This is a genomic window from Streptomyces lanatus (genome assembly GCF_014655715.1).
Lineage (GTDB): Bacteria > Actinomycetota > Actinomycetes > Streptomycetales > Streptomycetaceae > Streptomyces > Streptomyces lanatus.
On record NZ_BNBM01000015.1, the window covers coordinates 130868 to 156488 of the forward strand.

Genomic DNA, 25621 nt, shown 5'->3' on the forward strand with positions numbered 1-25621 from the left:
GTAGCCCCCCCGGCCCTAGGCCCAGTCCTCCGGCTCCGGCTCCGCCTCCATCTCGGGCCAGTCGTCCGCCCCCTGATCGGCCCCGGGAGCCGCGTCGCCCGCCGCCCCGGCATCGGCCCCGCCCCGCACCGAGGCCAGCACTTCGAGCACGCCCTCCCCGTAGGTGGCCAGCTTCTTCTCCCCGACCCCGCTGACGCCCCCGAGCTCCCGCACGGACGCGGGCCACACCGTCAAGATCTCCCGCAACGTCGCGTCATGGAAGATCACATACGCCGGAACCCCCTGCTCCCGAGCCTGCTCGGCACGCCACGCCCGCAGTGCCTCGAAGGCCGGCGCCAGCTCCTCCGGCAGCTCGGCCACCGCGGCCTTGGCCTTGCGCTCCCCGCGCCCGGAGCCCGCGGACCCCGACCGTGAGGTCGCCGGCTTCTTCGGCTCCTTGCGCAGCGGCACCTCCCGCTCGCGCCGCAGCACCGACCCGCTGGCCTCGGTCAGCACGAGCGTGCCGTACTCCCCCTCGACCGCGAGCAGGCCCTGCGCCAGCAACTGCCGGATGACGCCCCGCCATTCGCCCTCGCTCAGCTCCTCGCCGATGCCGAACACGGACAGCTGATCGTGGTCGAACTGGATCACCTTGCCCGTGCGCTTGCCCAGCAGGATGTCGACGATCTGCAGCGCGCCGAACTTCTGCCCGCGCTCCCGCTGGAGCCGCACCACGGTCGACAGCACCTTCTGTGCCGCGACGGTGCCATCCATGGTCTCCGGCGGTGTCAGACAGGTGTCGCAGTTGCCGCAGCCCACCGGATCGGGGTCCTGGCCGAAGTAGGCGAGCAGCTGACCGCGCCGGCACTGGGCGGTCTCGCACAGCGCCAGCATCGAGTCCAGATGGGAGGCGGCCCGGCGCCGGAACGCCTCGTCGCCCTCGCCCGACTGGATCAGCTTGCGCTGCTGTATGACGTCGTTGAGTCCGTAGGCCATCCAGGCCGTGGAGGGCAGACCGTCACGTCCCGCGCGGCCGGTCTCCTGGTAGTAGCCCTCGACCGACTTGGGCAGATCGAGGTGGGCGACGAAGCGCACATCCGGCTTGTCGATGCCCATCCCGAAGGCGATGGTCGCCACGACGACCAGGCCCTCCTCCCGCAGGAACCGGGACTGGTGCGCCGCGCGCGTGCCCGCGTCCAGCCCCGCGTGGTACGGCACCGCCTCGACGCCGTTGCGGGTCAGGAACTCGGCCGTGGCCTCCACGGACTTGCGGGACAGGCAGTACACGATGCCCGCGTCGCCCGCGTGCTCGTCCCTCAGGAAGCTCAGCAGCTGCTTCTTCGGGTCCGCCTTGGGCACGATGCGGTACTGGATGTTGGGCCGGTCGAAGCTCGCCACGAAATGCCGGGCCGTCGGCATACCGAGCCGCTGGGTGATCTCCTGGTGCGTCGCACGGGTGGCCGTCGCCGTGAGCGCGATCCTCGGCACGTCCGGCCAGCGCTCGCCGAGCAGCGACAGGGCGAGGTAGTCGGGCCGGAAGTCATGGCCCCACTGCGACACACAGTGCGCCTCGTCGATCGCGAACACGGCGATCTTGCCGCGCGACAGCAGATCCAACGTGGAATCGAGCCGCAGCCGCTCCGGCGCGAGATAGAGCAGATCCAGCTCACCGGCCAGGAACTCCGCCTCCACGATCCGACGCTCGTCGAAGTCCTGCGTGGAATTGACGAACCCGGCACGCACACCCGCCGCCCGCAGCGCGTCCACCTGGTCCTGCATCAGCGCGATGAGGGGGGAGACGACGATGCCCGTACCCGGTCTGACCAGGGACGGAATCTGGTAGCACAGCGACTTTCCACCACCGGTCGGCATGAGCACGACGGCATCGCCGCCCGCCACCACATGCTCGATGACGGCTTCCTGCTCACCCCGGAAGGCTTCGTATCCGAAGACCCGGTGCAGCGCGGCCAGCGCCTCACTGCCGCCGGTCTGCGCCGTCTCGGTCACCGCTGGCATCTCCCTGATCCCACCCGTCGCACCCATCGCCATGTCCCCCGTACGTCGTCCCTCGACCACTGCCTCCACGATAGGGGCCAGGACCGACAGCGCCGGAGTTATCCACAGGCTCATCCGCCGCATGACAGCGGCCCGGCCTCCCTCCGAGGGAAACCGGGCCGCTGCCGAGCGGACGAGCGTCGCGTCAGCGCACGAACACTCCCGCCTGATTCGCCAGATCCAGGAAGTACTGCGGCGCCACACCCAGCACCAGCGTGACCGCCACGCCCACCCCGATCGCCGTCATCGTCAGCGGCGACGGCACGGCGACCGTCGGCCCCTCCGGCTTCGGCTCGCTGAAGAACATCAGGACGATGACGCGGATGTAGAAGAACGCCGCGATCGCGGACGAGATCACACCGACCACCACCAGCGGGCCGGCCCCGCCCTCCGCCGCCGCCTTGAACACGGCGAACTTCCCGGCGAAGCCGGAGGTCAGCGGAATGCCCGCGAAGGCCAGCAGGAACACCGCGAACACCGCCGCGACCAGCGGCGAACGGCGGCCCAGACCGGCCCACTTGGACAGGTGCGTCGCCTCGCCACCGGCATCGCGCACCAGCGTGACCACGGCGAACGCCCCGATCGTCACGAACGAGTACGCGGCCAGGTAGAAGAGGACGGACGACACCCCGTCCGGCGTGGTCGCGATGACACCCGCGAGGATGAATCCCGCGTGCGCGATCGACGAGTACGCCAGCAGCCGCTTGATGTCGGTCTGCGTGATCGCGACGATCGCACCGCCCAGCATGGTGACGATCGCGACGCCCCACATGACCGGCCGCCAGTCCCAGCGAAGGCCAGGCAGCACGACGTACAGGATGCGCAGCAGCGCACCGAACGCGGCCACCTTCGTCGCCGCCGCCATGAAGCCGGTGACCGGCGTCGGGGCGCCCTGGTAGACGTCCGGTGTCCACATGTGGAACGGCACAGCGCCGACCTTGAACAGCAGGCCCATCACGATCATCGCGGCGCCGACGAGCAGCAGCGCGTCGTTGCCCATCGTGTCCGCGAGCGCCGGGCTGACGTCCGGCACCGTGCCGTCGACGACCTGCGCGATCGTCGCGTACGACACGGAACCCGCGTACCCGTACAGCAGGGCGATGCCGAACAGGGTGAACGCGGAGGCGAAGGCTCCCAGCAGGAAGTACTTGACCGCGGCCTCCTGCGACATCAGCCGCTTGCGCCGGGCCAGCGCGCACATCAGGTACAGCGGGAGCGAGAGGACTTCCAGGGCGATGAACAGCGTCAGCAGATCGTTGGCCGCCGGGAAGATCAGCATGCCCGCGATGGCGAACAGCAGCAGCGGGAACACCTCGGTGGTGGTGAACCCGGCCTTCACCGCAGCCTTCTCGCTGTCGCTGCCCGGCACGGACGCGGCCTGCGCGGCGAAGGAGTCGACCCGGTTGCCGTGCGCCTCCGGATCGAGCCGCCGTTCGGCGAACGTGAAGAGGCCGACCAGGCCCGCCAGCAGGATCGTGCCCTGGAGGAACAGAGCGGGTCCGTCGACGGCGATCGCGCCCATCGCGGCGATGCCCGACTTGGTCGTGGCGTATCCGCCGGCTGCCAGCGCCACGACCGCGGCGAAGGCGGCGACGAGCGCCACGACGGAGACGAACACCTGGGCGTAGTAGCGCGCCTTGCGCGGCACGACCGCCTCGATCAGCACGCCGACGATCGCCGCACCGACAACGATCAAGGTGGGCGACAGCTGCCCGTACTCGATCTTCGGCGTGTCGATCTTCAAGATCGGGTCGGCCGCGTTTGTCCACAGGCTGTGGACGGCTGATGTGCTCACTTGGCCGCCTCCACCTCGGGCTGAGGATCCTTCTTATGGACGTCGGACATGGTCTGCTGGACCGCCGGGTTGACGATGTCCGTGATGGGCTTCGGGTAGACGCCCAGGAAGATCAGCAGTGCGATCAGCGGGGCGACGACCACGAGTTCACGCACCCTGAGGTCGGGCATCGCGGAGACCTCCGGCTTCACCGGACCCGTCATCGTCCGCTGGTAGAGGACGAGGACATAGAGCGCGGCGAGCACGATGCCGAAGGTGGCGATGATGCCGATCACCGGGTAGCGCGTGAACGTGCCGACCAGGACCAGGAACTCACTGACGAACGGCGCCAGTCCCGGCAGCGACAGCGTCGCGAGGCCACCGATCAGGAAGGTGCCGGCGAGCACCGGGGCGACCTTCTGCACACCGCCGTAGTCGGCGATGAGCCGCGAGCCGCGCCGGGAGATCAGGAAGCCGGCCACGAGCATCAACGCGGCCGTCGAGATCCCGTGGTTGACCATGTACAGCGTCGCGCCGGACTGGCCCTGGCTGGTCATCGCGAAGATGCCCATGATGATGAATCCGAAGTGCGAGATCGACGCGTACGCGATCAGGCGCTTCATGTCCCGCTGGCCGACCGCGAGCAGCGCCCCGTAGACGATGCTGATCAGCGCCAGGACGAGGATCGCGGGCGTCGCCCACTTGCTGGCCTCCGGGAACAGCTGGAGGCAGAAGCGGAGCATCGCGAAGGTGCCCACCTTGTCGACGACCGCGGTGATGAGGACGGCGACCGGAGCGGTGGCCTCCCCCATCGCGTTCGGCAGCCAGGTGTGCAGCGGCCACAGCGGCGCCTTCACCGCGAAGGCGAAGAAGAAGCCGAGGAACAGCCAGCGTTCGGTGTTGGTCGCCATGTCCAGCGTGCCGTTGGCACGGGCCTCGGCGATCGCCTGGAGGCTGAAGTTCCCGGCGACCACATACAGGCCGATCACCGCGGCCAGCATGATCAGACCGCCGACCAGGTTGTAGAGCAGGAACTTCACCGCGGCGTACGACCGTTGCGTCGACGCCGCCTTCTCGCCGTGCTCATGGGCACGGTCCCCGAAGCCGCCGATGAGGAAGTACATCGGGATGAGCATGGCTTCGAAGAAGATGTAGAAGAGGAAGACGTCGGTGGCCTCGAAGGAGATGATCACCATCGCCTCGACGGCCAGGATCAGGGCGAAGAAGCCCTGGGTGGGCCGCCACCGCTTGCTGCCGGTCTCCAGCGGGTCGGCGTCGTGCCAGCCCGCGAGGATGATGAACGGGATCAGCAGCGCCGTCAGCGCGATCAGCGCGACCGCGATGCCGTCCACGCCGAGTTCGTAGCGGACCCCGAACTCCGCGATCCAGGAGTGCGATTCGGTGAGCTGATAACGGTCGCCGTCCGGGTCGAAGCGGACCAGGACGGTGATCGCGAGGGCGAGTGTGCCGAGCGAGACGAGCAGCGCCAGCCATTTGGCGGCGGTGCGCTGCGCGGCCGGTACGGCGGCCGTGGCGATCGCCCCGATCGCCGGGAGCACCGCCGTGGCTGTCAGCAGAGGAAAGGACATCGGTATCAGACCGCCCTCATCAGCAGGGTCGCGGCGATGAGGATCGCCACACCTCCGAACATCGAGACCGCGTACGACCGCACGAAGCCGTTCTGGAGCCTGCGCATCCGTCCGGACAGGCCGCCGACCGAGGCCGCCGTGCCGTTGACGACGCCGTCGACCAGGGTGTGGTCGACGTACACCAGGGACCGCGTGAGGTGCTCGCCGCCACGGACGAGGACGACGTGGTTGAAGTCGTCCTGGTACAGGTCGCGCCGGGCGGCCCGGGTGAGCACCGACCCGCGCGGGGCGACGGCCGGGACCGGGCGGCGGCCGTACTGGCCATAGGCGATGGCGACGCCGATGACCATGCAGGCGACGGTGGCGCCGGTGATGACTCCCGCACTGAGCGGCGCGTGGCCGTGGTCGTGACCGGTGATGGGCTCCAGCCAGTGGATGAAGCTGCTCTGCCAGTTGAACAGGAAGCCTGCTGCCACCGACCCGACGGCCAGCACGATCATGGGGATCGTCATGACCTTGGGCGACTCGTGCGGGTGCGGTTCGTTGCCGTTCTCGTCCGGCTGCCAGCGCTTCTCGCCGAAGAAGGTCATCAGCATCACGCGCGTCATGTAGAACGCGGTGATCGCGGCGCCCAGCAGCGCGCAGCCGCCGAGGATCCAGCCCTCGGTGCCGCCCTTGGCGAACGCCGCCTCGATGATCTTGTCCTTGGAGAAGAAGCCGGACAGACCTGGGAAGCCGATGATCGCGAGGTAGCCGAGGCCGAACGTCACAAAGGTGACCGGCATGTACTTGCGCAGGCCGCCGTACTTGCGCATGTCGACCTCGTCGTTCATGCCGTGCATGACCGAGCCTGCGCCGAGGAACAGCCCGGCCTTGAAGAAGCCGTGCGTCACCAGGTGCATGATCGCGAAGACGTAGCCGATCGGGCCGAGGCCGGCGGCGAGGACCATGTAGCCGATCTGCGACATGGTCGATCCGGCGAGCGCCTTCTTGATGTCGTCCTTCGCGCAACCGACGATGGCACCGAAGAGGAGCGTGACGGCGCCGACGATCGTGACGACCAACTGTGCGTCGGGCGCCGCGTTGAAGATGGCGCCGGAGCGGACGATCAGGTAGACACCCGCGGTCACCATCGTCGCGGCGTGGATGAGGGCCGAGACCGGGGTCGGGCCCTCCATCGCGTCCCCGAGCCAGGACTGCAGCGGTACCTGGGCGGACTTGCCGCAGGCGGCGAGCAGCAGCATCAGGCCGATCGCGGTGAGTTTGCCCTCGCTCGCGTCCCCGACCATGCCGGGCTCTCCCTCGCCGCCGAGCAGCGGCCCGAAGGCGAAGGTGCCGAACCACAGGAACATCAGCATGATCGCGATGGACAGGCCCATGTCGCCGACGCGGTTGACCAGGAAGGCCTTCTTCGCGGCGGTGGCGGCGCTGGGCTTGTGCTGCCAGAAGCCGATCAGCAGGTACGAGGCGAGACCGACGCCCTCCCAGCCGACGTACAGCAGCAGGTAGTTGTCGGCGAGGACGAGCAGCAGCATCGCCGCGAGGAACAGGTTCAGATAGCCGAAGAAGCGGCGGCGCCGCTCGTCGTGCTCCATGTACCCGACCGAGTACAGGTGGATCAGCGAGCCGACGCCGGTGATCAGCAGCACGAACGTCATCGACAGCTGGTCGAGGCGGAAGGCGACGTCCGCCTGGAAGCTCTCGACCTGGATCCAGCTGAACAGGTGCTGGGTGAGGGTCCGCTGTTCGGGGTCCTTGCCCAGCAGGTCGGCGAAGAGGACCACGCCGAAGGCGAAGGAGGCGAACGACAGGAGCGTGCCGATCCACTGGCCGACGGCGTCCAGACGCCGGCCGCCGCACAGCAGTACGGCCGCTCCGAGCAGGGGCGCCGCGATCAGCAGCGCAATCAGGTTCTCCACGTTTTCTTCCGACCCCTCAGAGCTTCATCAGGCTGGCGTCGTCGACCGAGGCCGAGTGGCGGGAACGGAACAGCGACACGATGATCGCCAGCCCGACGACGACCTCCGCGGCGGCGACGACCATCGTGAAGAAGGCGATGATCTGGCCGTCGAGATTGCCGTGCATCCGGGAGAAGGCGACGAGCGTCAGGTTGCAGGCGTTGAGCATGAGCTCGATGCACATGAACACGACGATCGCGTTGCGTCTGATCAGTACGCCGGTGGCGCCGATCGAGAACAACAGGGCCGCGAGATAGAGGTAGTTGACCGGGTTCACTTCGACGCCTCCTCTGGCCGCTTGAAGGTCGACGGCTCGATCGCGGTGCGTTCCAGCCGCTCCTCCGCCCGCTGCTCCAGCGCCTTCAGGTCGTTGAGCGCCTCGGTGGACACGTCACGGATCTGACCGCGCTCACGCAGCGTCTTGCTGACGGTGAGGTCGGAGGGGGTGCCGTCGGGCAGCAGGCCCGCGATGTCCACGGCGTTGTGCCGGGCGTAGACGCCGGGGGCCGGCAGCGGCGGGATGTGCTTGCCCTCCCGGATGCGCTCCTCGGACAGCTCGCGCTGGGTCTTGGCGCGCTCGGTGCGCTCGCGGTGCGTGAGCACCATGGCGCCGATGGCGGCCGTGATCAGCAGGGCGCCGGTGATCTCGAAGGCGAAGACGTACTTGGTGAAGATGAGAGCGGCGAGGCCCTCCACATTGCCGTTCGCGTTCGCCTGGGCGAGGCCGTTGAACTCCGTGATGGAGGCGTTCCCGATGCCGCCGATCAGCAGGATGCCGAAGCCGAGCCCGCAGAGAAGGGCCAGCCAGCGCTGGCCCTTGATGGTCTCCTTCAGGGAGTCCGCGGCCGTGACGCCGACCAGCATCACCACGAACAGGAACAGCATCATGATCGCGCCGGTGTAGACGACGATCTGCACGATGCCCAGGAAGTAGGCGCCGTTGGCGAGGTAGAAGACGGCCAGGATGATCATGGTCCCGGCCAGGCAGAGGGCGCTGTGCACGGCCTTCTTCATGAATACGGTGCACAGGGCGCCGATCACGGCGACGGTGCCCAGGACCCAGAACTGGAAGGCCTCGCCGGTGGAGGTGGAGTAGGCGGCGAGCTGCGCGCTCATGCGTCCACCTCCTCGTCTTCAGGCTTCTCGCCCTTGGAGACGGCGACCTGGGGCTCCGTACCGGGAGCGGCCTCGGTCACCAGACCCCGGTAGTAGTCCTGCTCGTCGGTCCCCGGGTAGATGGCGTGGGGCGTGTCGACCATGCCGTCCTCGAGACCGGCGAGCAGCTGCTCCTTGGTGTAGATGAGGTTGGCGCGGCTGGAGTCCGCCAGCTCGAACTCATTGGTCATCGTGAGCGCGCGCGTGGGGCACGCCTCGATGCACAGGCCGCAGAGGATGCAGCGGGCGTAGTTGATCTGGTACACGCGCCCGTACCGCTCGCCAGGCGAGTAGCGCTCCTCTTCGGTGTTGTCGGCGCCCTCCACATAGATGGCGTCGGCGGGGCAGGCCCAGGCGCACAGCTCGCAGCCGACGCACTTCTCCAGGCCGTCCGGATGGCGGTTGAGCTGGTGCCGTCCGTGGAAGCGCGGAGCGGTGGTCTTCTGCTGCTCCGGGTACTGCTCGGTCAGCCGCTTCTTGAACATGGCCTTGAAGGTCACGCCGAAGCCGGCCACGGGGTTCAGGAAACCGGGCTTGGTCTCCTTGGGCTCCTCAGCCATCGGACGCCTCCTTTCCATCCGTAGATCCACCCAGAGATCCATCACTCTGAGTATCGGGCCCACCACTGACAATCAGCTCCCGCTCACGGTGCGAGCGGCGACGCGGCACCGGCGGCAACTCCTGTCCCGGCAGCGGCGGTACGGGGAATCCGCCCGCCATCGCGTCGAAGCCGGTGGGTTCCTCGGCGGCCGCCTCGGCTCCCTTGGCCTTCTCGCGGAACATGTCGGCGATGAAGGAGAGCAGGAGCAGCGCGAGGACGCCGCCGCCGACGTAGAGGGCGATGTCGGCGAAGTCGTAGTTCTCGTTGCGCAGGGTCCGCACGGTCGCGACGAGCATCAGCCAGACGACGGAGACCGGGATGAGGACCTTCCAGCCGAGCTTCATCAGCTGGTCGTAGCGCACGCGCGGGAGCGTGCCGCGCAGCCAGATGAAGAAGAACAGCAGCAGCTGGACCTTGATCACGAACCAGAGCAGCGGCCACCAGCCGTGGTTGGCGCCCTCCCAGAAGGTGCTGACCGGATACGGGGCCCGCCAGCCGCCCAGGAAGAGCGTCACCGACACGGCCGAGACCGTCACCATGTTCACGTACTCGGCGAGCATGAACATCGCGAACTTGATGGACGAGTACTCGGTGTTGAAGCCGCCCACCAGGTCGCCCTCGGACTCGGGCATGTCGAAGGGGGCGCGGTTGGTCTCACCGACCATGGTCACGATGTAGATCAGGAAGGACACCGGCAGCAGCACGATGTACCAGCGGTCCTGCTGCGCCTCGACGATCGCCGAGGTCGACATCGAACCGGAGTAGAGGAACACCGAGGCGAAGGCGGCGCCCATCGCGATCTCATAGGAGATCATCTGCGCGCAGGAACGCAGGCCACCGAGCAGCGGATAGGTGGATCCAGAACTCCAACCCGCGAGCACGATGCCGTAGATGCCGACCGAGGCGACCGCGAGGATGTAGAGCATCGCGATCGGCAGGTCGGTGAGCTGCATCGTGGTGCGGTGGCCGAAGATCGAGATCTCGTTGCCGGCCGGGCCGAAGGGGATCACCGCGATCGCCATGAAGGCCGGGATGGCCGCGACGATCGGTGCGAGGACGTAGACCACCTTGTCCGCGCGTTTGACGATGACGTCTTCCTTCAGCATCAGCTTGATGCCGTCGGCGAGCGACTGGAGCATGCCCCAGGGGCCGTGCCGGTTGGGCCCGATGCGCAGCTGCATCCAGGCGACGACCTTGCGCTCCCACACGATGGAGAACAGCACGGTCACCATCAGGAAGGCGAAGCAGAACACCGCCTTGATGACGACCAGCCACCAGGGGTCGCGGCCGAACATCGAGAGGTCTTCAGCGGCGAGGAAAGGGCTCATGCCTCCACCTCCTCGGGGGCCTCGGACGCGAGGGTCGCCGGGCCGATGCGGACGAGTGCGCCGGGCAGCGCCCCGGTGTCGGAGGCGACGCCGCCACCCGCCGAGTTCAGCGGGAGCCACACCACCCGGTCGGGCATCTCCGTGATCTGCAGCGGCAGTTCGACGGTTCCGGCGGGGCCGGTCACGGCAAGGACGTCGCCGTCCTTCACTCCGGCCTCGGCGGCCGTGGCGGCCGACACGCGCGCGTGGGCGGCGTGCCGGGTCCCGGCCAGCGCCTCGTCGCCCTCCTGGAGACGGCCCTGGTCGAGCAGCAGCCGGTGCCCGGCGAGGACGGCCTCGCCGGCGGCGGGCCGCGGCGACGGGGCGGCGGTCTGGAAGGGCTCGGTGGCCCTCGTTCCGTCCCAGGGCCCAAGCCGGTCGATCTCCGCGCGCGTGGTGCGCAGATCGGGCAGGCCCAGGTGTACGTCCATGGCGTCGGCCAGCATCTGCAGGGCGCGCGCGTCGGTCGGCGCCAGGCGGCGCGTCATCTGGTCGGGCTTGAGCGCGGCCTCGAAGAAGCGCACCCTGCCTTCCCAGTTGAGGAAGGTGCCGGCCTTCTCGGCGACCGCGGCGACCGGCAGCACGACGTCGGCGAGCTCGGTCACCTCACCGGGCCGCAGTTCCAGCGACACCACGAAGCCGACCTCGCCGAGCGCCTCACGCGCGCGTGCCGGGTCGGGCAGGTCGGCGACCTCTACGCCCGCGACCAGCAGGGCCTGGAGTTCGCCGGTCGCGGCGGCCTCGACGATCTGGCCGGTGTCGCGGCCGTAGCGCAGCGGGAGTTCGGCCAGCCCCCAGACGGCGGCGACCTCCTCACGCGCGCGTGGGTCGGTCGCCGGTCGTCCGCCAGGCAGCAGCGACGGCAGCGCGCCCGCCTCTACGGCACCGCGCTCACCGGCCCGGCGCGGGATCCACACCAGTTCGGCGCCGGTCGCGGTCGCGGCCCGTACGGCGGCGGTGAGCCCGCCCTCGACGGCGGCCAACCGCTCGCCGACGACGATCACCGAGCCCTCGGTGCGCAACGCCTCGGACGCCCGCGTGCCGGCCTCGTCCAGGCCGACGCCGCCCGCGAGCGCGTCCAGCCACTCGGTCTCGGTACCAGGAGCGGCCGGTAGCAGCGTGCCGCCCGCCTTCTCCAGGCCGCGTGTCGCGTGCGTGGCGAGCGAGAAGACCTTCTGGCCGTGCTTGCGCCATGCCTTGCGCAGCCTCAGGAAGATCCCGGGTGCCTCCTCCTCGGCCTCGAACCCGGCCAGCAGGACGGCCGGTGCCTTCTCCAGAGAGGCGTACGAGCCGCCCGTACCGTCGAGGTCACGGCCGCGGCCCGCGACCCGGGCCGCCAGGAAGTCGGCCTCCTCGCCGCTGTGCACGCGCGCGCGGAAGTCGATGTCGTTGGTGTCGAGCGCCACGCGCGCGAACTTGCTGTACGCGTAGGCGTCCTCGACGGTGAGCCGGCCGCCGGTCAGCACACCGGTGCGGCCGCGCGAGGCGAGCAGGCCCTGCGCGGCGATCTGCAGCGCCTCCGGCCAGGAAGCCGGTTCGAGGTCACCCTCCGCGTTGCGCACCAGCGGCGTCTGGAGCCGGTCGCGCTGCTGGGCGTAGCGGAAGCCGAACCGGCCCTTGTCGCAGATCCACTCCTCGTTGACCTCGGGGTCGTTGGCCGCGAGGCGGCGCATGACCTTGCCGCGCCGGTGGTCGGTGCGGGTGGCGCAGCCGCCGGAGCAGTGCTCGCAGACGCTCGGGGACGACACGAGGTCGAAGGGGCGGGAGCGGAACCGGTACGCCGCCGAGGTGAGCGCGCCGACCGGGCAGATCTGGATGGTGTTGCCGGAGAAGTACGACTCGAAGGGGTCGCCCTCACCGGTGCCGACCTGCTGGAGCGCGCCCCGCTCCAGGAGCTCGATCATCGGGTCGCCCGCGACCTGGTTGGAGAACCGGGTGCAGCGCGCGCACAGCACGCACCGCTCTCGGTCGAGCAGTACCTGTGTGGAGATCGGGACGGGCTTCTCGAACGTCCGCTTCCTGCCCTCGAAGCGGGACTCGGACTGGCCGTGCGACATGGCCTGGTTCTGCAGCGGGCACTCACCGCCCTTGTCGCAGACCGGGCAGTCCAGCGGGTGGTTGATGAGGAGCAGCTCCATCACACCGTGCTGCGCCTTCTCGGCGACCGGCGAGGTGAGGTGCGTCTTGACGACCATGCCGTCCGTGCACGTGATCGTGCAGGACGCCATCGGCTTGCGCTGGCCCTCGACCTCGACGATGCACTGGCGGCAGGCGCCGGCCGGGTCGAGGAGGGGGTGGTCGCAGAAGCGGGGGATCTCGATGCCGAGCTGCTCGGCGGCGCGGATGACCAGGGTGCCCTTCGGCACGCTGATCTCGACGCCGTCGATCGTCAGCGAGACGAGATCTTCCGGCGGGACCGCCGCCCCTCCCCCTCCCGAGGGAGCATTGGTGGTCACGGTCATGCGTTCACCTCCGTGCGGTGATCGGCCCAGGCCGTCGACTTGGCCGGGTCGAAGGGGCAGCCACGGCCCGTGATGTGCTGCTCGTACTCCTCGCGGAAGTACTTCAGCGAGGAGAAGATCGGCGAGGCGGCGCCGTCGCCGAGGGCGCAGAAGGACTTGCCGTTGATGTTGTCGGCGATGTCGTTCAGCTTGTCGAGGTCGCTCATGACGCCCTTGCCGGCCTCGATGTCGCGCAGCAACTGCACGAGCCAGTACGTGCCTTCACGGCAGGGCGTGCACTTGCCGCAGGACTCGTGGGCGTAGAACTCGGTCCAGCGGGTGACGGCGCGTACGACGCAGGTCGTCTCGTCGAAGCACTGCAGGGCCTTGGTGCCGAGCATGGAACCGGCGGCGCCCACGCCCTCGTAGTCGAGGGGGACGTCGAGGTGCTCGTCGGTGAACATCGGTGTGGAGGAGCCGCCCGGCGTCCAGAACTTCAGGCGATGGCCGGGGCGCATGCCGCCGCTCATCTCGAGGAGCTGGCGCAGGGTGATGCCGAGCGGGGCCTCGTACTGGCCGGGGCTGGCGACATGGCCGCTGAGCGAGTAGAGCGTGAAGCCCGGGGACTTCTCGCTGCCCATCGAGCGGAACCATTCTTTGCCCCGATGCAGAATCGCGGGAACCGACGCGATCGACTCGACGTTGTTCACAACAGTCGGGCAGGCGTAGAGACCTGCCACCGCAGGGAAGGGGGGACGAAGCCGCGGTTGTCCACGGCGGCCTTCGAGCGAGTCGAGCAGCGCGGTCTCCTCACCGCAGATGTACGCGCCGGCGCCGGCGTGCACGGTGAGTTCGAGGTCGAGTCCGCTGCCCAGGATGTTCTCGCCGAGGAAGCCCGCCGCGTAGGCCTCGCGCACGGCCTCGTGCAACCGCCGCAGAACGGGGACGACTTCACCACGCAGATAGATGAAGGCATGCGAAGACCTGATGGCATAACACGCGATGACAATGCCCTCGATGAGGCTATGCGGGTTCGCGAACAGGAGCGGGATGTCCTTGCACGTCCCGGGCTCCGATTCGTCGGCGTTGACAACTAGATAGTGCGGTTTTCCATCACCCTGGGGAATGAACTGCCATTTCATTCCCGTCGGGAATCCCGCGCCGCCGCGTCCACGCAGACCGGAGTCCTTGACGTACGCGATCAGGTCGTCCGGCGACATGGCGAGTGCCTTGCGCAGCCCCTCGTACCCCTCGTGCCTTCGGTAGACGTCCAGCGTCCAGGACCTGTCCTCGTCCCAGAAGGCCGACAGCACGGGTGCGAGCAGCTTCTCGGGGCTGTTTTCCTTCAGCTCTGGTGCCAACGTCATCACTCCCCCTCCTCGGCGACAGGCCCTGCCGGGTGGGCTGGGTCGGACGCGGACGATTCCTGCGGCGCGTCGTGCGAGCTGAGGTGTTCAGCCGGCGACGGGTCGTGCACTGCCTTGCCCTGCGGCTCGTCGTGCGGGCCGCCATCGCGCGGATGGACCACGCGCGCGGGTGCGACCTCTCCCTTGGCCAGGCGGAGGCCCACCAGCGACGCCGGTCCCGCACCGCCGCTCTCCTCGACGGCCCCGGGCCGCTCGTCGGGGAAGCCGGCCAGGATCCGCGCGGTCTCCTTGAAGGTGCACAGCCGAGCCCCGCGCGTCGGCTCCACCGGCCTGCCCTCGCGCAGGTCGTCGACCAGGCGCTTGGCGCTGCCCGGGGTCTGGTTGTCGAAGAACTCCCAGTTGACCATCACCACCGGCGCGAAGTCGCAGGCCGCGTTGCACTCGATGTGCTCCAGGGTGACCTTGCCGTCAGCGGTGGTCTCGCCGTTGCCGACGCCCAGGTGCTCCTGGAGCTCCTCGAAGATCGCGTCGCCGCCCATCACCGCGCAGAGGGTGTTGGTGCAGACACCGACCTGGTAGTCACCGCTCGGCCTGCGCCGGTACATGGTGTAGAAGGTCGCGACCGCGGTGACCTCGGCCGTGGTCAGCTCCAGTACGTCCGCGCAGAACTGCATCCCGGTGCGCGTGACATGGCCCTCCTCCGACTGCACGAGGTGCAGCAACGGCAGGAGCGCGGAGCGGGAGTCCGGGTATCGGGCGATGATCTCGCGCGCGTCGGTCTCCAGCCGGGCCCGGACGTCGTCCGGGTAGGCGGGCGCGGGCAGTTCGGGCATGCCCAGGCTGACGCCCCGCTCGGAAGAAGAGGTGGTCACCGGTCGACGCCTCCCATCACGGGGTCGATGGACGCGACGGCGACGATGACGTCGGCGACCTGGCCGCCCTCGCACATCGCCGCCATGGCCTGCAGGTTGGTGAAGGACGGGTCGCGGAAGTGGACCCGGAAGGGACGGGTGCCGCCGTCGGACACAGCGTGCACGCCGAGTTCGCCCTTGGGTGACTCGACAGCCGCGTACGCCTGTCCCGGCGGAACGCGGAAGCCCTCGGTGACCAGCTTGAAGTGGTGGATCAGGGCCTCCATGGAGGTGCCCATGATCTTCTTGATGTGGTCGAGGGAGTTGCCGAGCCCGTCGGGACCCAGGGCGAGCTGGGCGGGCCAGGCGATCTTCTTGTCGGCGACCATGACCGGGCCGGGCTGGAGCCGGTCCAGGCACTGCTCGACGATCCCGAGCGACTGGCGCATCTCCTCCAGGCGGATCAGGAAGCGCCCGTAGGAGTCGCAGGTGTCGGCGGTCGGGATCTCGAAGTCGTAGGTCTCGTAGTCGCAGTACGGCTGCGTCTTGCGCAGGTCGTGCGGGAGACCGGTGGAGCGCAGGATCGGGCCCGTCGCGCCGAGGGCCATGCAACCGGCCAGGTCGAGATAGCCGACGTCCTGCATGCGGGCCTTGAAGATGGGGTTCCCGGTGGCGAGCTTGTCGTACTCCGGGAGGTTCTTCTTCATCTTCTTCACGAACTCGCGGATGTGGTCCACCGCGCCGGGCGGCAGGTCCTGGGCGAGTCCGCCGGGCCGGATGTACGCGTGGTTCATGCGCAGGCCGGTGACCAGCTCGTAGATGTCGAGAATCATTTCACGATCGCGGAATCCGTAGATCATGATCGTGGTGGCGCCGAGCTCCATGCCGCCGGTGGCGATGCACACCAGGTGGGAGGAGAGCCGGTTCAGCTCCATCAGGAGCACCCGGATGATCTTGGCGCGCTCGGTGATCTGGTCCTCGATGCCGAGGAGCTTCTCGACGGCGAGACAGTAGGCGGTCTCGTTGAAGAAGGACGTCAGGTAGTCCATGCGCGTCACGAACGTGGTGCCCTGCGTCCAGGTCCGGTACTCGAGGTTCTTCTCGATGCCGGTGTGGAGGTAGCCGATGCCGCAGCGGGCCTCGGTGACCGTCTCGCCGTCGATCTCCAGGATCAGGCGGAGCACTCCGTGGGTGGAGGGGTGCTGGGGGCCCATGTTGAGGACGATGCGCTCGTCGTCGGCGCGGGCCGCGGCCTGGACGACCTCGTCCCAGTCGCCACCGGTGACCGTATATACGGTGCCCTCGGTGGTCTCACGGGCGGATGCTGACTGCGTGCTCACGAGTACGACCTCCGCTGGTCCGGAGCCGGGATCTGGGCGCCCTTGTACTCGACGGGGATGCCGCCGAGGGGGTAGTCCTTGCGCTGCGGGTGGCCCTGCCAGTCGTCTGGCATCATGATCCGCGTCAGGGCCGGGTGACCGTCGAACACGATGCCGAAGAAGTCGTAGGTCTCGCGCTCGTGCCAGTCGTTGGTGGGATAGACGGAGACCAGCGACGGGATGTGCGGGTCGCTGTCGGGGGCGCTGACCTCGAGGCGGATCAGCCGGTTGTGGGTGATCGAGCGCAGGTGGTAGACGGCGTGCAGCTCGCGGCCCTTGTCCTGCAGGTAGTGGACGCCGCTGACACCGGTGCACAGCTCGAAGCGCAGGGCCGGGTCGTCGCGCAGGGTGCGGGCGACACGGAGCAGGTGCTCGCGTTCGATGTGGAAGGTGATCTCGTCCCGGTCGACGACCGTCTTCTCGATGGCGTTGTCGGGCAGGAGTCCCTGTTCCTCCAGGGCGCCTTCGAGTTCGTCGGCGACTTCGTCGAACCAGCCTCCGTAGGGGCGGCTCGCGGGGCCCGGGAGGCGGACCGAGCGGACGAGGCCGCCGTAGCCGGAGGTGTCGCCGCCGTTGTTGGCGCCGAACATCCCGCGCTGGACGCGGATCTCCTCGCCGCCCTGGCCGCGCTGGCCCGGGAGGTTGGAGGCGGAGAGGTCCTTCTCGGGGTTGACCCCGTTGGACCCGTTCGCCCCGTTGGTGCCGTTCGCGTCGCTCACCGCAGCAGCCCCTTCATCTCGATCGTGGGCAGGGCCTTGAGCGCCGCTTCCTCCGCCTCACGGGCCGCCTCTTCGGCGTTCACACCGAGCTTGGAGGACTGGATCTTCTGGTGGAGCTTGAGGATGGCGTCCATCAGCATCTCGGGCCGTGGCGGGCAGCCCGGCAGATAGATGTCGACCGGGACGATGTGGTCGACGCCCTGCACGATCGCGTAGTTGTTGAACATGCCGCCCGAGGAGGCGCAGACCCCCATGGAGATCACCCACTTGGGGTTCGGCATCTGGTCATAGACCTGCCGGAGCACCGGCGCCATCTTCTGGCTGACCCGGCCGGCGACGATCATCAGGTCGGCCTGGCGCGGGGATCCGCGGAAGACCTCCATGCCGAAGCGCGCCAGGTCGTAGCGGCCGGCGCCGGTGGTCATCATCTCGATGGCACAGCAGGCGAGGCCGAAGGTGGCCGGGAAGACGGACGCCTTGCGCACCCAGCCCGCGGCCTGCTCGACGGTGGTCAGCAGGAATCCGCTCGGCAGCTTTTCTTCGAGTCCCATGTCGTTAAAAGCCCCTCAGTCCCATTCCAGGCCGCCGCGCCGCCATACGTACGCGTACGCGACGAAGACGGTGAGCACGAAGAGCAGCATCTCCACGAGCCCGAAAATCCCCAGGGAGTCGAAGGTGACGGCCCAGGGGTAGAGGAAGACGATCTCGATATCGAAGATGATGAAGAGCATCGCCGTCAGGTAGTACTTGATCGGGAAGCGCCCGCCGCCGGCCGGCGTGGGGGTCGGCTCGATGCCGCACTCGTAGGCCTCGAGCTTGGCCCGGTTGTACCGCTTCGGACCGATCAGCGTGGCCATGACCACGGAGAAGATCGCAAAGCCTGCCCCGAGGGCTCCCAGTACGAGGATGGGCGCATAAGCGTTCACCGCTCCTCGCTCCTCTCAGTCGGCACTGACTGCTGGCGGTTGCACTGGGCTCACAGCCGCCCCACCGGTCCCACGAGCCCCGCTCGTCCCGGCGAAGATCGAGAACATGTGAAGCAGGTCACAAGCCCAACTGCCTCGCATCTTATGCCCGCCGCTCTGTGATCTGCGACACGGGGTATTACACAAGCTTTGTGATCTCCACCACCTGACGAAGGATCATGAACACGGATGAGCGGTGATCTTCGTACAAGAAGCGTCCGAGTGATCACCAGAGGTGACATTTTCGCTCGTCGGCGCAGCTCGGAGGGGGCGTCTCCATATCAAGAGAGTTCTCTTGCATGCAAATTGGTGCTGGACCGGGGGTCTTGGTAGAGGACCTCGTTCACACATCAGGGGGAGAGTCGGGGCGGATGTGGACGCGTGCACGCGTTCACGAGCGGTGGCGGTCGCGAATCGCGCACCGGACGCGCACGGACTCGTAACCGTTGCGTGACCTCCGCCACATCGATGAGAGACCTCTGAGAACCGGGCTTGGCCACCGGTCCCAACAGGTGGTAGGCGAAGAGCAATTCGGACTTAATGATGAAAGCCCGTGATCACGGGCAGGAAACGAGCGCCCGCAATGTCCGTTACGGCGTCAATAAAGGGTGACGCGGGCGAATTTCGGGCCGCCGATTGAACAACTGTGGCGCAGCCCACGTTTCTTGAAGGTATGGAGGAGCCCCTGATACCCGTTGTTCTCATGTCCCACACCGCTCACATACGCAGCCACCGGAAGCCCCGCCGCACCGCGACGACGACCATCGCGATGCGTGCCGGAGTTGCCGGTGGCGTCCTCAGCATGGCAGCGGCTGGCGCGGCGGCCACGGCGAACGCCGCCGAGCCGGTGACGCAGACCCTCGAACTGCCCACCCTCACGGGTGACCTGGCGGACCAGCTCGCCCAGTCCGCCGACGCCACACAGCTGGCGGCGGCGAACTACGAGCTCGACGCCCAGCGTGACGCGGCCGCCGCCGCGGCCGCCAAGGAAGCCAAGAAGGACCTCGCGGAGGCCAAGAAGAAGGCCGAGGCGAAGAAGAAGGCCGAGGAGGCCCGCAGGGCCGCCGCCGAGGAGGCCGCCTCCCGCAGCGCCGAGCGCACCACCCTGTCCGCCTCCGCGTCCACGAGCACGGACGTGGCCGCTCCCGCGAGCGGCAGCGTCGGGACGGTCATCGCCTTCCTCCAGGCGCAGGTGGGCGACGCCTACGTCATGGGTGCCACCGGCCCCAACGCGTGGGACTGCTCCAGCCTGGTCCAGGCCGCGTTCAAGCAGGTCGGCGTCGACCTGCCGCGGGTCTCGCAGGACCAGTCGATGGCCGGCACCGACATTCCGCTCTCCGACATCCAGGTCGGCGACATCCTCTACTGGGGCGGCAAGGGCTCCGCCTACCATGTGGGTGTCTACATCGGTAACGGCCAGTACCTGGACGCGGCCAACCCCTCCAAGGGCGTCGTCATCCAGGACCTGTCCGGGTACCCGGCGTCGGGCGCGGTGCGCGTCCTCTGAGCCGGTAGGGATCGTCGTAAGGGCCGCAGCCGCTCGGGGGCAGCGGCCCTTACGCCTCGTTCGAGCACGACGTCTCGCCCGAAGACCCTTACGGCTCAGCCCAGGTCGAAGGTGTTGGGCAGGCCCAGCTTGTAGCGCACCTCGTCGACCCGCTTGAGCGGCTCCAGCTCCGGGGGCCGGTACAGTTCCCAGATCTCACAGCGCTCGGCGCCCGAATTGTCCGCGTCCAGGAGCGCGTTGACCGCCAGGCGTGCCGACTCGTTGGCGCCCTCCATCGTCGCGAGGTCGACGTCGGTGCGGACGTAGTCACCCGCGAGGAAGAAGTTCGGGACCTTTGTGCGGGCCGTGGGGCGGTTGTAGAGCGTGCCTGTGGGATGGATGAGGAGCTGTTCGCGGTTGCGCGGCTCGGGGCCGCCCAGACCCGTCACCGCGGGGTCCATGAACCAGCCGAGGCGGTCCTCGTCCCGGAGCGTGGTCTTGCCGGCGTCGTTCAGGCCGTCCTTCAGCTGGGCCCAGAGTTCGGCGACGACCTCCTCCTTGGTGCACTCCTTGGCCGTCTTGCCATACAGGATGCCCGGCTTGTCCCACTCCGAGATGATGGCGGAGAGACAGTCGTGGGCACGGCCGTCGCCGTAGTCGCGCGGGAAGTCCCGTCCGGCCCAGAACTGGGCCTGGCCGACGGCGGTCACCGACCAGGGTGAGTCGAGGCAGTTGATGTGGCCGTGCACGACCGGGGTGGGTGTGCGCAGGTAGAACATCACGCCGGTCATCCAGTCCGCCTGGAGCGCGTCGCAGCGTGCGAGCTGCGGGTCGGCCGCGCGCAGCGCAGGGCCCCACGTCAGACGGGCGTGCTCGACGGGGAGCGCGGAGACGTAGTGGTCGGCGGTCACGGTGCGTTCGTCGCCGCCGTCGCGGGCCGAGATGCGGACGCCGGTCACCCGGCCGCCGTCGTAGCGGACCTCGTGGACCTGGGTGCCGAGGACGAACTGGACACCGAGGGAGCGCAGGTGGGCCTCCCAGGGGTCGATCCACGCCTCACTGGTTGGGGCGTTCAGGACGCGGTCGATGTCGGCGTCGCCGTCCATGCCTCGGCCAAGCAGGCCCCACAGGAGCAGGGCCTCGATGATGACGCGCCCCACGGTCCGGGTGGACGCCACCTCCGCGCGCGTGGCGACCAGGTTGCGGGTCTGGCCGATGCCTAGGACCGTCCGGTACTCCTCGCTCATCTCCTCGGCGCGTATGAAGTCCCACCAGGCCACCTTCTCCCAGTGCTCCTCGCGGCGGGCGTCGCAGCTGGTGAGGTGGACGAGGAGGCGGTCGGCGAAGTACGCGACCTCGTGGGCGGGCAGGCGGGTGCCGAGGTCGAGGACCGACAGGAGCTGGTCGCGGATCCAGCCGAGGGTGAGATCGCCGGGGCCGGGCGGCGTGGTCGCGCGGCGCAGCGGGAAGTGCAGGTCGGGCCGGCCGCCGGAGCGGGCGAAAAGGGCCTCGGTGCCGCTGACGAGGTTGTCGTGGACGCCGTGCGCGTTGCCGGGGACCGGGATGCGGCGCATCGTGTCCGGCAGGTTCCGGTAGAAGCCGGGGAAGAAGCGGAAGCCGTGCTCGGCGGGGAGGTCGGCGCGGCCGCCGGCGGCTGTTCCGGGGACGGGCATCGAGCGGGCCTTGCCGCCGAGGGCGTCGTAGTACTCGTAGACGGTGACGACGTAGCCGCGTTCGGCGAGTTCCTGGGCGGCGCTCAGGCCGGAGACTCCGCCGCCGAGGACGGCGACCCGTCTGGCACCGGCTGCCTTCGCGCTGCCGGCGGGCCATAAGGCGACGGCGCCCGCCACTGACCCGGCACCGGCGAGGAAGCGTCTGCGGGAGTGGCCGGACGGTGTGTGACCTGTCTTCTCCTGGGGCTCCCGTATGTGTTCTGTTGTCATGGATCCCGGAGGGTAGGGAGGGGCTTCGAAGGTAGGAAGTCCGATTCCCGGCCACCTCAGCATCCTCACAAATACAAGGAGGCACAGCCATGCCGAGCGTGTTCGTTCAGGGCAGGCCCGTCGAGTCGTATCCGCCGCTCGCGCCCGAGGCCCGGCGCGGGTCGGTGCGCAGGATCACCGAGGTCGGCGAGGAGGTGTTGCACAAGCCGTGCCGGGACGTGACGGAGTTCGGGCCCGACCTCGCCGCGCTCATCGACGACATGTTCCTGACGATGTACGTCGCCGAAGGGGCGGGGCTCGCGGCGAACCAAGTCGGGGTGAATCTGCGGCTGTTCGTGTACGACTGCCCGGACGACGACGGGGTCCGGCATGTCGGGCATATCGCCAATCCGGTGCTGGAGCCGCTCGACGCGGCGCACCGGAGACTGCTGGACGACAGCGAGGGGTGCCTGTCGGTGCCCGGTGCCGTCATGGACGTACCGCGTCCGGACCGGGCCGTGGTGCGCGGGTTCGACAAGGACGGCGAGCCGATCGTGATCGAGGGCACGGGGTACTTCGCCCGGTGCCTGGCGCACGAGTCCGATCACTGCGGCGGGCAGGTCTACATCGACCGGCTCTCCAAGCGGGAACGCAAGGACGCGCTGCGGCAGGTGGCGGACCGGCGGGAGGAGGTGTTCGCGCGCCGGGCCGCCAGGGCCGCTGCCCTCAGCGGCTGATCCCGCCGCCGGGCTGAAACACATGTCGGGTGCCGCTCCAGAGGGAGCGGCACCCGACAGCGCGCGAGGTTACGTCAGGCGGCGATGCCGCCACCCTGCGCCGCCCGGCGGCGCAGGTACAGCACCAGGACCGTCCCCAGGCCGAGCGCGAGGACCGCGCCCCCGGCGATCAGCGTCACACCGCCGGCACCGGTGAGGGCCAGGCCGCCGTCGGTGTCGGTTCCCGTGTCACCGCCGGAGATGTCACCGCCCGTGCCGCCGCCGGTGGAGGAGCCGGAGCCGCCGTCCGTGCCGGCGGAGGAACCGCCGCCCGTCGTGCCGCCGTTCGAGGTGCCCCCGTCGGACGAGCCGGTACCGCCGTCCGCCGACCCGCCGGTGCCGTTGAGCACGATCCAGGCCGAGTCGTTGGACTTGTCGGACTCGGACGGGTTGTCCCAGTCGGGCAGCGCCACCTTCGCCTTGGCGTTCTGCACGACCCGGTCGATGCGCAGGTCGAACGGGAAGCTCAGCTTCGCGTCCTCCAGGAGCGGGGTGTCCACGAAGCAGAGGTAGCCCTTGGTGCCCTCGGCGATCTCCGTCGCCATGCAGGACTCGGGAGCCTTGGTGACCTTCGCCCCCTCGGGGATCTCCACCGTGAAGCCGATCGGCTCGCCGCCGGAGCGCAGGGCGCTGATCCAGGCCGGACCGTTGTTGCGGAAGCCGAGCTTCGCCGTGACGGTGTCGCCCGCCGCGCCCTTGAGGGAGGCGCCGGCCAGCTCCAGGTCGTACTTGTTCGTCGCGGGCAGGTCCAGCTCGGCGTAGCGGGTGTAGTCCGCCGGGTTCGCGCCGGGGACCTCCTTCAGCTTCAGGTCCGGGCCGGTGCCGGGCCGGTAGTTTCCGGACTCGAGCAGGCTCTTCGCCTCGGTCGGGCTGACCGCGGAGAAGCCGTAGTTGAAGATGTCGTACAGCGCGAAGTCGGCGGTCTTCACCTTCAGCGGCCCGGTCAGCGCGTACGCCGTCCCCGCCTTGATGGTGTCGGAGAAGGTGCAGATCGCCTCCGTGCCCTGGTCCAGCAGGGGTCCGGTGGTCACCTCGTCGTAGGCGCAGTTGCCGTACGAGTCGGGGAAGGACAGGCCGCGGGAGCCGTGGAAGCGCAGCACGGCGCCCTCGGAGTCCATGGCGCCCTTGTTGCGCAGGCCCACGGGCGCCGCATAGGTGTCGCCGGCCTCGAGGCCCTTCGGCAGCGACAGCTCGCGGTTGACGAACTCGGCGCCGCCCACCAGCACGTCGATGTCGAGCGGCGTGAAGTCCAGCCCCTCACCCTCGCCGGTGACCTTGATGGTGCCGAAGTCGCCGGCCGCGCTGTCGTCGCCCACATCGACCCGGATGTCGCCGACGCGGTTGTACGTCTGACCGGCGTACAGCTCGGAGCCGTCGCAGACCGCGACCAGGCCGTCGGCGTCGCAGGGCAGCTTCACGGAGGCGACGCCCGCGAGCGCGGAGGCGTCGATACGGATCTTGTAGTCGCCGTTGAACACGGTCGGGATCTCGCCGTCGCCCTCGAACTCCTCACCCGGGACGTTCAGTCGCAGCTGGACCTGCGGCTCCGTGGCGTCTCCATTGTCGGAGTCGAGCGACAGGTCGACCCGGTTCTGACCGGTGATCGTCACGGGCAGCGGCGCGTCCACGGCATGGGCGGTGCCCGCGAGACCGACGGCGGCCAGCCCCGTGGCGGCCAGCAGCCCCACGGATCTGAGCCGCCAGGTCCGCCGTACTGACTGGAGGGTCATCGAGTGCTCTCTCGTCGATGGGAGGGTGCCCGAGCGGGCACACCCCCTTCGACCTGCGCCGACGCCGCCGCGTTGTCCACAGATTCATCACAGCGGGGTCACATTCCCGCAAACACCACCGGCCTCGACCACCTCAAAGCACCCAAAGAGCCCAACTCTCCCCGAGTGCTCAGGTCTTCACGCCTTCGGCGCCACCTTGCTCAGCCCGTTGATGATGCGGTCCATCGCGTCGCCGCCGGTCGGGTCCGTGAGGTTCGCGAGCATCTTCAGGGTGAACTTCATCAGCAGCGGGTGGGTCAGACCGCGCTGGGTCGCGATCTTCATGACCTTCGGGTTGCCGATGAGCTTCACGAAGGCGCGGCCCAGCGTGTAGTAGCCGCCGTAGGTGTCCTTCAGGACGCGCGGGTAGCGCTGGAGGGCGAGTTCGCGGCTCGCGGGCGTCGGGCGGGCGTGGGCCTGGACGATGACGTCGGCGGCGATCTGGCCGGACTCCATGGCGTAGGCGATGCCCTCGCCGTTGAAGGGGTTCACCAGCCCGCCGGCGTCACCGACGAGCAGCAGCCCGCGCGTGTAGTGGGGCTGGCGGTTGAAGGCCATGGGCAGGGCGGCGCCGCGGATCGGGCCGGTCATGTTCTCCGGCGTGTAGCCCCAGTCCTCCGGCATGGAGGCGCACCAGGCCTTCAGGACCTCACGCCAGTCCAGTTCCTTGAAGGAGTCGGAGGTGTTGAGGACGCCCAGGCCGACGTTCGAGGTGCCGTCGCCCATGCCGAAGATCCAGCCGTAGCCGGGCAGCAGCCGGTCCTCGGGGCCGCGGCGGTCCCAGAGTTCCAGCCAGGACTCCAGGTAGTCGTCGTCGTGGCGCGGCGACTCGAAGTACGTCCGTACGGCGACGCCCATCGGGCGGTCCTCACGACGGTGCAGGCCCATCGCCAGCGACAGCCGCGTCGAGTTGCCGTCGGCGGCCACCACCAGGGGCGCGTGGAAGGTGACCTCGCGCTTCTCCTCGCCGAGCTTGGCGTGGACGCCGGTGATCCGGCCGGTGCGGTCGTCGATGATCGGGGCGCCGACGTTGCAGCGCTCGTAGAGCCGGGCGCCGGCCTTCTGGGCCTGGCGGGCGAGTTGCTCGTCGAAGTCGTCGCGCTTGCGGACGAGGCCGTAGTCGGGGAAGGAGGCGAGATCCGGCCAGTCCAGCTGGAGGCGGACGCCGCCGCCGATGATGCGCAGGCCCTTGTTGCGCAGCCAGCCGGCCTCCTCGGAGATGTCGATGCCCATGGCCACGAGCTGTTTCGTGGCTCGCGGGGTGAGGCCGTCGCCGCAGACCTTCTCCCGCGGGAACTCGGTCTTCTCCAGCAGGAGTACATCGAGGCCGGACTTGGCCAGGTGGTAGGCCGTCGTGGAGCCAGCCGGCCCCGCGCCGACGACGATGACATCGGCGGTGTTTTCGGAGAGGGGCTCGGTCACGGCGGGATCTCCCCAAGTTCGAAATCTGTGTGCCGACCGGCACGGG

General features: G+C 69.0%; 20 protein-coding genes. 2 read left to right on the forward strand and 18 right to left on the reverse strand.

The features are described 5' to 3' along the window. Positions 1–15: 15 nt before the first annotated feature. From recQ to IE325_RS32710, 15 genes are all read right to left on the reverse strand, one after another. A complete protein-coding gene (recQ, locus tag IE325_RS32640) occupies positions 16–2022 on the reverse strand; it encodes a DNA helicase RecQ (RefSeq protein WP_190073831.1) in 2007 nt (668 codons plus the stop codon). A gap of 157 nt (positions 2023–2179) precedes the next feature. Further along, a complete protein-coding gene (gene nuoN, locus IE325_RS32645) occupies positions 2180–3829 on the reverse strand; it encodes an NADH-quinone oxidoreductase subunit NuoN (RefSeq protein WP_190073715.1) in 1650 nt (549 codons plus the stop codon). Beyond that, positions 3826–5397: an NADH-quinone oxidoreductase subunit M gene (locus IE325_RS32650; RefSeq protein ID WP_190073716.1), complete on the reverse strand. Its 1572-nt coding sequence runs from the start codon at positions 5395–5397 to the stop codon at positions 3826–3828. The genes nuoN and IE325_RS32650 overlap by 4 nt, the downstream gene beginning before the upstream one ends. Positions 5398–5402: 5 nt before the next feature. After that, positions 5403–7316 carry an NADH-quinone oxidoreductase subunit L gene (gene nuoL / locus IE325_RS32655; RefSeq protein WP_190073717.1) on the reverse strand — a complete coding sequence of 638 codons (1914 nt, stop codon included), beginning with the start codon at positions 7314–7316 and terminating at the stop codon, positions 5403–5405. A 16-nt stretch (positions 7317–7332) separates the two neighbouring features. Beyond that, a complete protein-coding gene (gene nuoK / locus IE325_RS32660; RefSeq protein ID WP_190073718.1) occupies positions 7333–7632 on the reverse strand; it encodes an NADH-quinone oxidoreductase subunit NuoK in 300 nt (99 codons plus the stop codon). Beyond that, entirely contained in the window at positions 7629–8471 is an 843-nt protein-coding gene (locus tag IE325_RS32665; protein WP_190073719.1) for an NADH-quinone oxidoreductase subunit J, read from the reverse strand. The genes nuoK and IE325_RS32665 overlap by 4 nt, the downstream gene beginning before the upstream one ends. Beyond that, the gene (nuoI, locus tag IE325_RS32670) at positions 8468–9070 is read right to left on the reverse strand and encodes an NADH-quinone oxidoreductase subunit NuoI (RefSeq protein WP_190073720.1); all 603 of its coding nucleotides are present in this window, start codon (positions 9068–9070) and stop codon (positions 8468–8470) included. Before nuoI ends, IE325_RS32665 begins: the two co-directional genes overlap by 4 nt. Next, a complete protein-coding gene (nuoH, locus tag IE325_RS32675) occupies positions 9063–10439 on the reverse strand; it encodes an NADH-quinone oxidoreductase subunit NuoH (RefSeq protein WP_190073721.1) in 1377 nt (458 codons plus the stop codon). The genes nuoI and nuoH overlap by 8 nt, the downstream gene beginning before the upstream one ends. Beyond that, the gene (locus IE325_RS32680; protein ID WP_190073722.1) at positions 10436–12940 is read right to left on the reverse strand and encodes an NADH-quinone oxidoreductase subunit G; all 2505 of its coding nucleotides are present in this window, start codon (positions 12938–12940) and stop codon (positions 10436–10438) included. The genes nuoH and IE325_RS32680 overlap by 4 nt, the downstream gene beginning before the upstream one ends. Next, positions 12937–14286, reverse strand: a complete 1350-nt coding sequence (nuoF, locus tag IE325_RS32685; protein ID WP_373315256.1) for an NADH-quinone oxidoreductase subunit NuoF — start codon at positions 14284–14286, stop codon at positions 12937–12939. Before nuoF ends, IE325_RS32680 begins: the two co-directional genes overlap by 4 nt. Further along, positions 14286–15158: an NADH-quinone oxidoreductase subunit NuoE gene (nuoE, locus tag IE325_RS32690; protein WP_190073724.1), complete on the reverse strand. Its 873-nt coding sequence runs from the start codon at positions 15156–15158 to the stop codon at positions 14286–14288. Before nuoE ends, nuoF begins: the two co-directional genes overlap by 1 nt. After that, positions 15155–16477, reverse strand: a complete 1323-nt coding sequence (locus IE325_RS32695) for an NADH-quinone oxidoreductase subunit D (protein WP_190073725.1) — start codon at positions 16475–16477, stop codon at positions 15155–15157. The genes nuoE and IE325_RS32695 overlap by 4 nt, the downstream gene beginning before the upstream one ends. Then, positions 16474–17235, reverse strand: a complete 762-nt coding sequence (locus IE325_RS32700) for an NADH-quinone oxidoreductase subunit C (RefSeq protein WP_190073726.1) — start codon at positions 17233–17235, stop codon at positions 16474–16476. Before IE325_RS32700 ends, IE325_RS32695 begins: the two co-directional genes overlap by 4 nt. After that, a complete protein-coding gene (locus tag IE325_RS32705) occupies positions 17232–17786 on the reverse strand; it encodes a NuoB/complex I 20 kDa subunit family protein (RefSeq protein ID WP_007383964.1) in 555 nt (184 codons plus the stop codon). Before IE325_RS32705 ends, IE325_RS32700 begins: the two co-directional genes overlap by 4 nt. Before the next feature lie 15 nt (positions 17787–17801). Further along, positions 17802–18161 carry an NADH-quinone oxidoreductase subunit A gene (locus tag IE325_RS32710; protein ID WP_030950624.1) on the reverse strand — a complete coding sequence of 120 codons (360 nt, stop codon included), beginning with the start codon at positions 18159–18161 and terminating at the stop codon, positions 17802–17804. 712 nt (positions 18162–18873) lie between these two features. Between IE325_RS32710 and IE325_RS32715 the strand changes: the two genes are divergently transcribed. Beyond that, the gene (locus tag IE325_RS32715; RefSeq protein WP_190073727.1) at positions 18874–19707 is read left to right on the forward strand and encodes a C40 family peptidase; all 834 of its coding nucleotides are present in this window, start codon (positions 18874–18876) and stop codon (positions 19705–19707) included. A 95-nt stretch (positions 19708–19802) separates the two neighbouring features. On the opposite strand, the gene IE325_RS32720 is transcribed toward IE325_RS32715, so the two are convergent. Beyond that, a complete protein-coding gene (locus IE325_RS32720) occupies positions 19803–21629 on the reverse strand; it encodes a hydroxysqualene dehydroxylase (protein WP_190073728.1) in 1827 nt (608 codons plus the stop codon). An 89-nt stretch (positions 21630–21718) separates the two neighbouring features. On the opposite strand from IE325_RS32720, the gene def reads away from it, so the two are divergent. Then, positions 21719–22345 carry a peptide deformylase gene (def, locus tag IE325_RS32725; protein WP_190073729.1) on the forward strand — a complete coding sequence of 209 codons (627 nt, stop codon included), beginning with the start codon at positions 21719–21721 and terminating at the stop codon, positions 22343–22345. A 74-nt stretch (positions 22346–22419) separates the two neighbouring features. Here the strand turns inward: def and IE325_RS32730 are convergent, their stop codons facing one another. Next, a complete protein-coding gene (locus IE325_RS32730; protein WP_190073730.1) occupies positions 22420–24114 on the reverse strand; it encodes a hypothetical protein in 1695 nt (564 codons plus the stop codon). 177 nt (positions 24115–24291) lie between these two features. Beyond that, on the reverse strand, positions 24292–25575 hold the full coding sequence (locus IE325_RS32735) for a geranylgeranyl reductase family protein (protein ID WP_190073731.1): 1284 nt from the start codon (positions 25573–25575) through the stop codon (positions 24292–24294). Positions 25576–25621 lie beyond the last annotated feature (46 nt).